A 14185-nucleotide genomic window follows, 5' to 3' on the forward strand; every position below is an offset into this window, starting at 1 on the left:
GTGGAGCTATTTGAAACAGCTTTTACCGTTGGTCGTACCTATTCTTCTGACTCTTGTGGCTGCCGCGAAATGGGACGCTGATTTCCCGGAGACTTTAGGCTCGATCAGACGGTTGTTGCTAAACTCGTTGAGATTCAAAGTATAGTTGCTGATGATGTTAGGTTCTCAGTGTGTTTGAGCAGAAAATGTTGGTTTTGGTAGACGGCGAATTGGAATTATATCTTTCACGTCTTCCCCCTCAGCTGTTATCAATAGAACACCTAAACCATCTTCAAGTGTGATATGATGTCAGAAACTGTTGGAGCATAGGAATCAGCCCCTTCTTCTCAAACCATAGTTCGATTACTATCCTCCAAAGCCCAGGTTATTAATATGTTGGCTCTGGAGGCGGAACCCACAATTGCTATAAGGCACAGAGTGATACATAAACTCTGCGAATTTGGCAGAAAAATGAAAGGTAAACTGGTGTTGAGCAATGGGTAAAACAAGTAATCCACATTGGAACACTGTGAACCGACGAAACCTGGCAAAAGTTCGCAATATGATCGCCGCGGTAACATTGCTGACGTTAAGCTCTGTTGGATTTATATTCCCCTCACCTTTGCAAGGATCGGGCAGCCAAGTCGGAGTAGCATTCGAGCACATCACTTCAGAGCAGGGTTTACCAAATGATGTGGTATATTCCATTATCCAGGACAAACAGGGGTTCATGTGGTTTGCCGGGGAAGGCGGATTGATAAGATATGATGGCTATGTCATGAAAGTCTATCAAAATGATCCGTTGGATCCCTCTTCGATCGCCGGCAATAATATAAGTCAAATTTTAGAAGATAAAGATGGATTTATCTGGTGTTCTCTTTGGGGAGCTGGGATAGATCGTTTCGATCCACGGACCGACACCTTCACCCATTTCAAGAATGATCCAGCGAATCCGAACAGTCTGAGTGATGACCGGGCACATGTGATCTATCAGGACACAGGCGGGATTATTTGGTTTGGGACATACGCAGGGGGACTGAATCGTTTTGACCCGGATGCCCAAACCTTCACTCATTTTCAACACTCTGACAATGATCCCCACAGCCTGAGCCAGGATCGTGTATGGTCAGTCGCGGAAGACAAAGCTGGCAACCTGTGGGTAGGCACGAATGACGGATTGAATATGTTCGATCGTGCAACCGGAAAATTCACGCACTACAAAAATGACCCCCAAAACCCCCGCAGCCTGAGCAACAACGAATCGCGCTGGATTTTCGTTGATCAGGCTGGGACTGTTTGGGTGTCCACTAGCGGTGGCTTAAACCGCTACGATCCTGCCACCGATGATTTCACCCGGTATGTGCACGATCCCAATAACCCTAGTAGTTTGAGCAACAATATCGCTTATAAAATCTGCGAAGACCAGTATCAACGTCTGTGGATCGGTACAAAAGGAATTGATACCGGCGGCCTGAATGTGTTCGATCCAAAAACCCAGCAATTTACCTCCTACGGTTATGATCCGAATAATCCCGCCAGCATTAGCCATAATGATATCCGGGATGTATTCATAGACCGTTCAGGGATATTATGGGTTGGAACTCGCGGCGGTGGGGTGAATAAACTTGACCTCAAACCTCTAAAATTTCAACACGTTGCCTCTAACCCGAATTTGCCCAACACCCTGCATGGGACGACGGTGTTCTCGCTCGCGGAAGACAACGCTGGTAACCTTTGGATCGGAACGGATGGCGGCGGGTTGAATGTCTATAACCCTGACAGCGGACTGTTTGCATATTATGACATGAAGAACAGCACCATTAGCAACGATTCAGCACTCTCAATGCAAATCGACAGGACCGGTTCGCTCTGGCTGGGTACCAAGGGGGGCGGATTGAATTATTTCGACCCACAAACGGCTCAATTCACGGTGTATAAGAATGACCCCGCCGATCCGAACAGCCTGAGCAATGATCAGGTGTACGCCCTGCTACTGGATCGGGACGGCCGTTTGTGGATTGGCACAGATAATGGGTTGAATCTTTTTAATCCAAATGATCAAACCTTCACCAATTTTATGCATGATCCTCAAACCCTGAATGGTTTAAGCAACAAAAGTGTGCTTAGTCTATTACAAGGTCGGGATGGCGCGGTGTGGATCGGCACATGGGGTGGAGGGGTCAATAAACTGGTGATTGATTCATCTGGCAAACCTCACTTCACGGTTTTCCGGCGTGACGTGAACAACCCCAACAGTCTCAGCAATGATGAAGTTACGACATTGCTGGAGGATGCCAGGGGAAACATATGGGTTGGCACTAATGGTGGCTTGAACAAATTGGATCCGAACAGCGGAGTGTGCACACGCTACCTGGTTGAGCAAGGTCTGCCAAACAACGATGTCGCCGCGTTGCTCCAGGATGACACTGGGATGCTCTGGATCAGCACCTCTGCCGGGCTGGCTCGTTTCGATCTCAAGGGCCAAACCTTCCACACTTATGATGTCACGGATGGCCTGCAATCCAATCATTTTAAGGATGGTGCGGTATTTCGCAGCCGATCCGGGCAATTCTTTTTTGGGGGCGTTGGCGGTTATAGTTATTTCTACCCTTCTGAGATCAATAATAACTCGACACCTCCACCGGTTGTGCTAACCAGTTTCAAGGTTTTTGAACGACCCGTCCCTTCATCAACTTCTGATTCATATCTGGAAACCATTGAACTCACACATAACGACAAGTTTATATCGTTTGAGTTTGCCGCATTGGATTATACCAATACGGCAAAGAACCGCTACGCGTACAAATTGGAGGGGTTCGATACTGATTGGGTTGATGCCGGCCAGAGGCATTACGCAAGTTATACCAATCTTGATGCCGGCCAATACTTGTTCCGGGTTAAGGCCTCAAATAGCGATGGCGTGTGGAATGAACAAGGCGTCGCATTGCACATCACCATTTTACCGCCATGGTGGGAGACCTTGTGGTTTCGCGGCTTGTCAGGAGTCTTACTAATTGTGGCCGTGATGGCTACTTTTCAATGGCGTACAAGATCGATCATCACACAGAAAAATCACCTTGAACGGCAAGTGACTGAACGTACCAATGAACTGGTTATTGCCAAAGAGCAGGCTGACTCGGCAGCCAAGGCCAAGGCCGATTTTCTGGCAAATATGAGCCATGAGATCCGGACGCCAATGAATGCCATTATTGGTTTCTCTGGTTTGGCTCTAAAAACGAATCTGGATAAACGACAGGTAGACTATATCCAGAAAATCCAACAATCGGGTACCCACCTGCTAGGCATCATTAACGATGTTCTTGATTTTTCCAAAATTGAAGCAGGCAAGTTGTATCTGGAACAAACGGAATTTGAATTAGAAAAAGTGCTGGGGAATGTATCCAATCTTATCTCGGAAAAGGCATTTTCAAAAAACCTTGAGCTAATATTCCAGGTCGACCGGGATATCCCCAAGTACCTGATCGGAGATCCTTTACGTATAGGGCAGGTGTTAGTAAATTACGCTAATAATGCCGTCAAATTTACTGAAAAGGGTGAGGTCTTGGTCTCGGTTAAAATTGAGGAAGAAACCGCGGACAACCTGCTGATAAAATATTCCGTTAAAGATACTGGTATCGGTCTGACAGACGAGCAAATCGGTAAGCTCTTTCAATCATTCCAGCAGGCAGATACTTCTACATCCAGGAAATTCGGAGGGACAGGATTAGGACTGGCCATTTCCAAGCAATTGGCCAACCTTATGGGTGGAGATGTTGGTGTAGAAAGCGAGTTTGGGAAAGGCAGCACTTTCTGGTTTACTGCACGACTGGGGAAGGGAACGGCCACAGGTAGGAGTCTCCTGCCGAAGCCCGTTTTATGCGGGCGGCGGATACTTGTCGTGGACGATAACGAAGACTGCCGGTCAGTCATGAAGGATATGCTTGAAGACATGACTTTTAGGGTGAGTTTAGCTGATTCCGGCAGTGCAGCTTTAACGGAAATCAAGTCTGCGATTGATTCGAATAAACCGTATGACGTCATCCTTCTCGATTGGAGAATGCCATCGATGGATGGCATTGAAACCGCCAGGGTTATCCGTAAAATGGGCCTGACTGAAAACCCGCATTTGGTGTTAGTCTCGGCACACGGTCGCGAAGAGCTCTTCAATGAGGCCAGGCTAGCGGGTCTAGAGGACGTGCTGGTTAAGCCTGTCGCACCGTCTACCCTCTTTGACACAATGATGCATCTGCTGGGATGCGATACTGAAAAGGTTGCCGCTGAATGCCGGGGAACGTCAACCGCTTATCAAATATCATCATCCCTTAAAGGTCGCAAAATATTATTAGTTGAAGATAACGAAGTAAACCAGGAACTCGCCATCGAATTGCTCACCGCGGCGGGCTTCGAGGTTCAAACGGCAGATAATGGCCAACAAGCCATTGAAATGCTGAAACAATGGTCTTATGATGCCGTTCTCATGGACATGCAGATGCCAGTGATGGATGGAATCACGGCAACCCGTGAAATCAGGAAAACGGAAAAATTCCATAATTTACCGATCATCGCCATGACAGCCAATGTCATGAAGGGGGACATTGATAGGTGCATAGAATGCGGGATGAATGACCACATAGCAAAGCCTATCGATACTGATGAATTGATGTCCAAATTGGTAAAGTGGATCGAAAAAAAGCCTGGGGACGAGCAGGTTCATATCGTTGAAACACGGCCTCCGGACAGAGCATCGGAGTCTCCGGTCGAGCTTCCTATCATCTGTGATCTGGATACGAGCAACGCAGTAAAACGGATGATGGGAAACCGGGGACTGTACCTTAAAATGCTAACAAAATATGCCGAATCCCAGGCCAATGTCGTATCGAATATCCGCACGAGCCTGGATGCGAAGGACTTCGAAACCGCTGAAAGGATAGCTCATACCGCCAAAGGAGTCAGCGGCAACATCGGAGCCACCGGAGTGCAGGAACTGGCTGGACAACTGGAAAGTCACATCAAAAACCGAGCCCCACTGGAAACGATAGAGGAAGTATTCGCATTGTTCTCGTTTACTCAGTCGGAGCTGTTGAACAATCTCAGGGAAAAGCTGCGACGATCCGATGGGGAAGTTGAGAAAGTAGAATCGGTAGAATTTGACCGTGAACACACTCTGGAAGTTCGCCGAGAACTGTTAAGCCTGTTAGAAGAAAGTGACAGTGAGGCCGCCGAGCTGTTTGAACAAGAACGAGGACCTTTACGCGCACTATTTGGCGATGAGCATTATCGGGCTATCGATAAAAGCATTAAGAATTATGATTTTGAAAGTGCTGTCACATTAATCAGGAAACAAATGAATAAACCGGATTAAAGGTTATCCGGCCCAGGGTAAGATTTTTTACGTCTTTTACGTACGCGGCAATACCGGCTATGTCGGGTGCCTACCAATTATTGGAGTTCACGGTGCCGGCAGCCAGCGGAGCGATCCCAAGGCTGGAAATGCTGACGATTTCCCCTTGGGGCGCGGCCCGCAGGGCGATGTTATCCGTATTGATAACCTGGTGCGATTGGTACGCGATGCCTGATAACAGATGATAGAGATTTCCATTGACCCCGCCTCATCTATAATATGCCGACAGTCTTCTGCTCAACTTGAATTGACCCTCACATCAAAACAGGCACAACCATTATTAGGGCCCTGTTCGACCCCGGTTTTCTTTTACACTAGGAATTTTCTAACACTTTTCTCTATTTCCCCTTTTCATCTTTCAACTATATGGTAAAAATACTATATACAAATGTTATGCTCCCGGTTACAATATAATTAGCTCCTTACCACGAAGGATGTTGCCTGACAATAGGACAAAGATAAAAAGAGATCTTAAATTGTGATCGCCAAGTAGAATTGAAGGTGAATACAATTGGATGATAACAGAAGAAAGTCCGCCCTGTTCGATATCCAGTGCCAGAATGACTCTGATAAAGACGATATTCTCACAAACACGCCCACCATCCACACAATTTTGGATCAATCTCTATTCGGTGTTGTTTTAGTCTCCAAAAACAAGAGAATAGTTTGGGCTAATATAGCAGCTTGTGAATTGATGGGATTTGAGAATTCCGCGCAGGTATCTGGCCGATCCTGTACTGATTGTTTCTGCACGGCAGAGCAATACGCCTGCCCGATTTTAGACCTGCATCAGACAATTGACAATAGCGAGCGCATGTTAAAACAGATTGACGGTAATCTGATCCCAATAATCAAATCCGTTAAAAACATCAATCTTGGTGGGGAAGATCTTCTCCTGGAATTTTTTACCGATATTTCCAAACAGAAGAGTAACGAGCTCTCTCTCCAGAAAAGCCTCAAACAAACACAAGGAATCCTGGATAATCTCCTCGATGCCTATTTCCAGGCCGATCTCGGCGGAAAATTCACCATCGTCAGTTCATGCGCGGCAAAGATGTATGGATATGAGAATGAGCAACAGATGATTGGTTTGCCCGCCGAGTCATTGTATGAGAACCATGCCGAAAGAGAAGCGTTGATAAAACGCCTGAGATCAGAAGGGCGTATCACTGATTATGTATGCCAGGGGAAAAGGAAAGACAATACCGCTTTCTGGGTTTCCATGAATATTCAGTTGGTTCGTGATGACGCCGGACAGGTAATCGGCACTGAGAGTATGGTCAGAGATATCTCCGAACGTATAAATGCATCCATTGAAAATCAACGCCTTCAACAGCAAACATTACTGGAAATGGAACGTTTCAATAAGCTAGCTTTACGCCGCGAGGAACGTATACGGGAACTCAAACAGCAGCTGAATAACCTGGCAATTGAGTCTGGAAAACCACCGATTTTTTTAAGTTGTGAGACATCTGAGACGGGGGACGAAGAAAATAGAACTCCCTTTGAACCGGTAAGGGCTGATGTAGAAGAAGTGCACCTGGAAGAACTCCTGGATGTCGTCCGACTTAAAACACTGATCGATAACTACTGCAATTCGATGGGGATCGCCGCGGCTGTAATCGATCTTAAAGGTCAGGTGCTTGTTGCGTCGCATTGGCAACGGGCTTGCACAGAATTCCATCGTAATAACACCGATAGCCTTAGCAGATGTATAGAAAGCGACACTGAACTTGCGCTGAACTTGAACCAGGGAAAGGATTTTTCAATCTACAAGTGTAAAAACGGTTTGGTTGATGCCGCATCGCCGATTTATGTGTTTGATAAACATGTAGCCAATCTCTTCATAGGGCAATTTCTTACCCAACCGCCGGACATGGATTTCTTTGACAGGCAAGCGGAAAAATACGGCTTTGATAAGACGGAGTATAGGAAAAGCATCAAGGAAGTACCGGTTGTCGATGAACAAAACCTGAATTCGATAATGGGTTTTTTGACAGGCTTGGCAAAAACCGTAGCGTCAATTTCGTTTGAGCGAAACAGGGCATTGCAGGCTGAGGCAAGTATTGCTTTAAAAATGGTGGAAATACAGAAACAACACGACGCCGCGATGAGCCTGGCGGAAGACGAGATCCAAGCTCGCAAAGAAATAGAAACCCTGAAGGAACAACTTGAGTCCCTGGTTAGTCAGCGAACGGCAGAGCTCCATAGCAGTGAAGAACGCTGTCATCTTTTGCTTCAATCTGCCAGTGAAGGATTTTTCGGCGTAGATACCAACGGACGTATGACCTTCATAAATCAAGCGGCTTTAAAAATGCTTCGATATGAAGAAAAGGAGTTAATCGGCGCGCCTGTTCATGGTAAAATCCACCATTCTTACAGCGACAACACTCCTTATCCAATCGAATCCTGCGTTATGTGCGATTCGTATGCCAAAGGTGTGAAACTAACCCTACAGAAAGATATATTCTGGAATAAAACTGGATCAAATTTTCCGGTCGAATATTCAAGCGACCCGCTATTTCGTAACAATAGACTGATCGGCGCGGTTGTTGCTTTCAAGGATATAACGGAGCGGCAAAAGGTTGAAAATAAACTCACGGAGAAAATGCAGGAGCTTGAGAGATTTAACCGCCTCACTGTTGAGAGAGAAAAAAAGATGATTGAATTGAAAAACGAGATCAATACACTCTTGACGAACAGCGGCCTGGATCCCAAATACAAGATAGTCGTATAAAAACAAAATCGGAATATTGGAGGGAATAATGTTTAAAGAACCACGGGCGGAATCTTTATTTGACTGGAGTATGCTGGGAGATATTGAATTGGGTCGGCCCAATCTTGGTCCCGGTACTGTAGTTGCGGTGTATCGCCTGATGCAATTTACATTGCGGGATGCCTTAATACAGGAATTCGGCGTTGAGGCGGCGGAACGAATATTTTATAAAGCCGGAGAAAAAGCCGGACAGGAGCTGTTCAAAAATCTCATCAACGAAAAATCCGATTTCACTCTGTTTATCCAGGAACTGGAAGAATTGCTGACTAAATTGAAAATCGGAATATTAAGAATTGAGAAATCAGATCTGGACAAGCTGGAATTCACGCTCACAGTGGCCGAGGATCTGGATTGCTCCGGACTGCCCATTAGCGACGAAACCATTTGCACTTATGATGAGGGATTCATCGCCGGATTGTTGAAAGAGTTCACCGGGAAGGATTTCAACGTCAAGGAAGTCGATTGCTGGTGTTCAGGTGATCGGGTATGCCGATTTGAAGTAAAACCAGTAGCTTAGGACTTGTATACAATGCTCCAAGTTAAAAAAAACGATCTGGACAAACTAACGGAAGCTTTTTACCTGATATTGAATGGTAAAAAGCCCGAGTTAGTCGATTGTGGAAAAGAGTATGAAGGCAATGAATTTGGTCAGTTGCTGGAATATTTCAATCGATTCGTTACAGAATACAATGAAGCGACTGGGTTCGTTTTTGAGTTGGGGAGGGGTGAAATCGACAAAGCTGTACCTAAGGGTAAACTTGTCATCCTGCATTCGCTCAAAAGTCTCCATGCCAATTTGAGAAACCTGACCTGGGTCACCGAAAAGATAGCGGCCGGTGACTTTTCTCAAAGGATCGACTTCATGGGGGACTTTTCCAAGGCCTTTAATAGTATGACCGACCAGTTGCGGTGTTCCTTTGACTCGAATAAAAAAGCAACTGAGGATCTCCAAAGCCAGATAGAAGAATTGAGTGAAACCCGGAAAGCTATGCTGAACATTCTGGAGGACCTGGATGAGGCCAGACAGCAGGCTGATACCGCCGCTAGAGCGAAAGCTGATTTCCTGGCTAATATGAGCCATGAAATCAGGACACCTATGAACGCAATTATTGGTTTTTCCAATCTCGCCATGAAGCTGGAGATGGACAAACGCCAGCGAGACTATATATCCAAGATCCGCCAGTCAGGACAACACCTGCTTGAAATAATTAACGATATTCTGGATTTTTCAAAGATCGAAGCCGGTAAATTTTCAATAGAAAAAACCGAATTCAAATTGGATGATGTCCTCCAAAATGTTTCAAACCTCGTAGCCGACAAAGCGATGTCGAAAAACATCGAACTAATAATCCAGATTGAAAGGGATACCCCTCGCGTCCTGATAGGTGACCAATTACGGATAGGCCAGATAATAATAAATTATGCCAACAATGCGGTTAAATTCACCGAACAGGGCGAAATCCTCATCTCAGTCCGGGTACAAGAAAATCTCGGCCAAGAGGCGATATTGCGATTTAGCGTCAAAGACACCGGGATCGGACTGACCCCTGATCAACAAAAAAAGCTTTTCCAATCGTTCCAACAGGCTGATACTTCTACTTCCAGAAAGTTTGGCGGCACCGGCCTCGGGCTGGCGATATCTAAAAAGCTGGCGAACCTCATGGGCGGCGAGGTGGGTGTCGAAAGCGAATTTGGCAAAGGCAGTACATTTTGGTTTACCGCCAAACTTGGTAAGGGAACCGAAAGCAAAAAATGTTTCTGTGTGGCCCCTGAACTCAAGGGGAAAAAGGTGCTTGTGGTCGATGACAATGAAATGTGCCGCAAGGTGCTGAGAGAAATGTTGGCCAGTATGGAACTGAAAGTAAGTGAAGTCTCTTCCGGAAACAAGGCTTTGGATGAAGTGCGGAGCGCGATCAAAAGTGGTCATCCTTTCGATGTTATCCTGATCGATTGGCAAATGCCCGGAATGGATGGCATCGAGACAGCCGGAACACTCCGGAACATGTTTCCGGATACCAAACATCACATGGCTTTGATAACGGCGTATGGCCGGGAGGAAGTCTTTCGGGAAGCGAAAGAAACAGGATTGGACGACGTCCTAATCAAACCGATCAGTCAGTCCATGCTATTTGATACCATAATTCAAATGTTTGGATATACACAGGAAGCTTCCCTCAAAAAACACGAAGCCGATCCTGAAGATGGAAATCTTCAGGATCGGCTGGCACCCTTGAAAGGCGCGAAAATTCTTCTGGTTGAGGATAACGTTTTTAATCAGGAACTGGCAACAGAACTCCTTTGTGACGCCGGATTTCTGGTTGATATCGCGGAAAATGGACGGCAAGCCCTGAACCAGATTGAGAAAAACCAATATGACATAGTGCTCATGGACATGCAGATGCCGGTGATGGACGGCATCACGGCTACCCGTGAAATACGAAATAACCCGAAGTTCAAAGATCTCCCGATCATCGCTATGACTGCCAATGTTATGCAAAGTGATATCGACAGGTGCTACGAATGTGGGATGAACGATCATATTGCCAAACCTATCGACACCAGCGACCTGATGAGTAAGTTGATCCAATGGGTTGGCAGCGTAGATTACAAGTGTCCCATTACAATAAATCCCGCTATCCAGTTCCCAAAAGAAACCGATCAGGTCAGCCAGGCTACGAGGGAAATACCTGTTGTCTGTGGGCTGGACACACAAGGGGCTCTTGACCGGATGATGGGTAACAAGTCCTTGTACCTGAAGATGTTAAACAAATATATTGAAAGTCAGGCCGATGTCGTATCGAATATCCGCACGAGTCTGGATGCGAAAGACTTCGAAACCGCTGAAAGGATAGCTCATACCGCCAAAGGAGTCAGCGGCAACATCGGAGCTTCCGGAATACAGGAACTTGCTGGACAACTGGAAAGTCACATCAAAAACCGAGCCCCACTGGAAACGATAGAGGAAGTATTCGTATCGTTCTCGTTTACTCAGTCGGAGCTGTTGAACAATCTCAGGGAAAAGCTGCGACGATCCGATGGGGAAGTTGAGAAAGTAGAATCGGTAGAATTTGACCGTGAACACACTCTGGGAGTTCGCCGAGAACTGTTAAGCCTGTTGGAAGAAAGTGACAGTGAGGCCGCCGAGCTGTTTGAACAAGAACGAGGACCTTTACGCGCACTATTTGGCGATGAGCATTATCGAGCTATCGAGAACAGCATTAAGAATTATGATTTTGAAAGTGCCGTCACGTCGATAAGGGAACAAATGAATAAACCGGATAATAAATAACAGGAGTCCACATGAGTAATAAACCGATTGCTTCAAAACCACTGGTCCTGGTCGTCGATGATTCCCCGGATGTGATCAGCCTGGTATGCGGCTTACTCCGTGACAGCTACACTCTCAAAATCGCCACAAATGGCAAAAGCGCATTAAAGGTGATCGAATCAGGAGTGATCCCTGACTTAATACTGTTGGATATTATGATGCCTCAAATGGACGGATACGCGACCTTGAATGCCATTAAGCAATTACCTGAGACTAATAGTATCCCGGTGATAATGCTGACAGCGGAAGGTTATCTGTTGAATAAAACTCTCGCCTTTAATATGGGGGCAGTCGACTACATCACTAAACCAGTAAATGCCAGCGATCTGATCTCACGAGTGGCTGCGGCTCTGGGTAAATAAATCGACATTCGCCGGATTAAGGTGAGTTATGAATAGAGATGCCCGACTGGTGGAGAAACCGACGGTTCTTGTCGTGGATGACACTCCTGATAATCTAGTCCTTATGACAGATCTGTTGAAGGACAAATACACGGTAAAGATAGCAAACAATGGGGAACGGGCTGTCAGGATCGCCTCAACAGGCACAGTCCCGGATATCATTCTGCTTGATGTGATGATGCCTGTAATGGATGGGTATGAGGCTTGCCGGCAACTGAAATCCAAACCGGAGACCAAAGATATCCCGGTGATTTTCCTAACAGCCAAGTCCGAGATTGCGGACGAAATCAAGGGCTTCGAACTGGGGGCGGTGGACTATATCACCAAACCCATCAGCCCTCCGATCCTGAAGGCCCGTCTGCAAACTCACCTGGAACTCAAGAATTTCAGAGACTTCTTGAAAGATAAAAACGCTTTGCTTGAAAAGGAAGTTCAGGAACGAACCAGAGATGTCGTCGCTATCCAGGAAGCAACGGTGCTGGCGCTAACATCACTCGCCGAAACCCGGGACAACGAGACCGGTAATCACATCATACGTACTCAACGTTATGTAGAAGTTCTTGCCAGGGCACTCAAAGATCACCCCAAATTCAACAATGTTCTAAACGATGACCAGTCTATTAGTTTGATCGTCAAATCAGCTCCGCTCCACGATATCGGCAAGGTAGGCATACCTGACAATATTTTATTAAAAAAGGACCGTCTTACAGAAGCGGAATTCAATCTCATGAAAACCCATACAATACTGGGACGAAACGCTATTTTATCAGCTGAAGAACGCCTTGGTGTGACAATGCCGTTCTTGAATTTTGCCCGTGAAATAACGTATTGCCATCATGAAAGGTGGGATGGAACAGGATATCCGAATGGGTTAGCCGGCGAAGATATCCCGGTTTCCGGCCGTCTAATGGCAATTGCTGATGTTTATGACGCTCTAATCAGCAGACGGGTGTATAAAGAAGGTTTGTCTCACGAAAAAGCTGTCGAGATCATTCTTGAAGGGAATGGGAGTCATTTCGATCCTGATATGATTAATGCTTTCGCTGGTATCACATCAGAATTCCTTCAAATCAGCACAGAAGTTGCCGACACTTAACAATACTGCTCTTCAAAATCAGCAACGCCCCTAATACCGCCCCGCCCCACCCAGTTTCTCAGCCCAAATACCCTCCAGCGTCCACTTATTCATTCGTCAGGGTGTATATGCAAGACTTAGGAAAATTTTGCTCGGTATGTGGGTTTTACTGAAGTGATTCGACCAGTTGGTCCAATGTCAAATTCTTGGTGATATAACAGCGATAAGCGCTAACCTGATCGATTCCCCCGGATTGATTAAGGCACCCGCCGGCGCAATGGTAACGACAGAAGCAGTCCCGGCATTCACTGAGGCTATCGATGTTTCTTGATCTCAGAATAGATTGTGTTTCAGTGTTGAAAATAAAGTGTCCCGTGTCGTTATCATAGCTACCATGGAAAAACAGTCCGGACTGAGGGTCCTGCGGGTTGGTTCTCATATAACAGGCAGTGACCATCCCGGCCGGAGTTACGTTAAAGGCGGGATCGGTGGCGTAACAATAGCTTTTTCGAATGGACCCACCGCGAGCACTGCTGAACTCGATTCTAAGACCATATTCCTGACCCAACTTCTTTACTGATCTGAATGCCACCAGGAAACGGTCGGCATCCAGGATATCAAGCCCCTCTCCCCTACCATTTTGATAAAATGGCTCAAGGTAAATCGCCTCAAAACCTGCTCGACCGGCCAGAACGTTTATTATGCCGGGAAAGTATTGAAGGCTGTCTGCGGTAACCGTGGATAATATCCAATACTTTTTGCCGATTTTATCGAGATAATCAAACGTTCTCAGGACGTCTTCGTAACTTCCCTGTCCGTTACGCTTCGGTCTGTGTTTGTCATGAATTTCTTTTGGGCCGTCCCAGGAGATGCAGAACTCATCCACATGTTCAGCCAGCCAGCCTAATCGTTGTTGTGAGAAAACTCCGTTAGTGGTAATGCCGATGTACTTTTCAATGCCTTCCAGTTTTACTCTGGATTCGAAGTACTCGACGGTTGTCTGTACCATAGACCAGGCACAGGTCGGTTCGCCGCCGCCATGGAACTGCAGATGGGCCATGGAATGACCTTCGGAGGCATTTTTGATGATAAAATCTATTGCAGTGCGGATTTCGGTGAAGTTGGCCACCCATTTCGCTCCAAATTGGCCACGAGCACGGTGAAATTGGCCGGGTGGATCTGAGGGCGGGCGACGCTGGGATCGGTGGTTAGTTTAGCTTATGCG

General features: G+C 46.4%; 7 protein-coding genes and 1 pseudogene. 7 read left to right on the forward strand and 1 reads right to left on the reverse strand.

Going from position 1 to position 14185, the window contains the following annotated elements; all coding sequences use genetic code 11:
* Window positions 1-475: 475 nt before the first annotated feature.
* The 7 genes and pseudogenes from ABFB09_RS01200 to ABFB09_RS01230 all read left to right on the forward strand — a co-directional run bounded on the left by ABFB09_RS01200 (window position 476) and on the right by ABFB09_RS01230 (window position 12981).
* Window positions 476-5341, forward strand: a complete 4866-nt coding sequence (locus ABFB09_RS01200) for a two-component regulator propeller domain-containing protein (RefSeq protein ID WP_346999289.1) — start codon at window positions 476-478, stop codon at window positions 5339-5341.
* Between the two features lie 79 nt (window positions 5342-5420).
* A pseudogene (locus ABFB09_RS01205) lies at window positions 5421-5555 on the forward strand (DUF1566 domain-containing protein); the annotation flags it as partial.
* 336 nt (window positions 5556-5891) lie between these two features.
* The gene (locus ABFB09_RS01210; RefSeq protein ID WP_346999290.1) at window positions 5892-8117 is read left to right on the forward strand and encodes a PocR ligand-binding domain-containing protein; all 2226 of its coding nucleotides are present in this window, start codon (window positions 5892-5894) and stop codon (window positions 8115-8117) included.
* A gap of 28 nt (window positions 8118-8145) precedes the next feature.
* A complete protein-coding gene (locus ABFB09_RS01215) occupies window positions 8146-8673 on the forward strand; it encodes a V4R domain-containing protein (RefSeq protein WP_346999292.1) in 528 nt (175 codons plus the stop codon).
* Between the two features lie 12 nt (window positions 8674-8685).
* Window positions 8686-11445 (forward strand): response regulator, encoded by a 2760-nt coding sequence (locus tag ABFB09_RS01220; RefSeq protein ID WP_346999294.1) that lies wholly within the window; start codon window positions 8686-8688, stop codon window positions 11443-11445.
* A gap of 11 nt (window positions 11446-11456) precedes the next feature.
* Window positions 11457-11846 (forward strand): response regulator, encoded by a 390-nt coding sequence (locus tag ABFB09_RS01225; protein ID WP_346999295.1) that lies wholly within the window; start codon window positions 11457-11459, stop codon window positions 11844-11846.
* Between the two features lie 28 nt (window positions 11847-11874).
* Window positions 11875-12981, forward strand: coding sequence for a two-component system response regulator (locus ABFB09_RS01230; RefSeq protein WP_346999296.1), 1107 nt, complete (start codon window positions 11875-11877; stop codon window positions 12979-12981).
* A 145-nt stretch (window positions 12982-13126) separates the two neighbouring features.
* Here the strand turns inward: ABFB09_RS01230 and ABFB09_RS01235 are convergent, their stop codons facing one another.
* A complete protein-coding gene (locus ABFB09_RS01235) occupies window positions 13127-14089 on the reverse strand; it encodes a hypothetical protein (protein ID WP_346999297.1) in 963 nt (320 codons plus the stop codon).
* Window positions 14090-14185 lie beyond the last annotated feature (96 nt).

It is taken from the genome of Dehalogenimonas sp. THU2 (assembly GCF_039749495.1).
In the GTDB taxonomy this organism is placed as follows: Bacteria; Chloroflexota; Dehalococcoidia; order Dehalococcoidales; family Dehalococcoidaceae; genus Dehalogenimonas.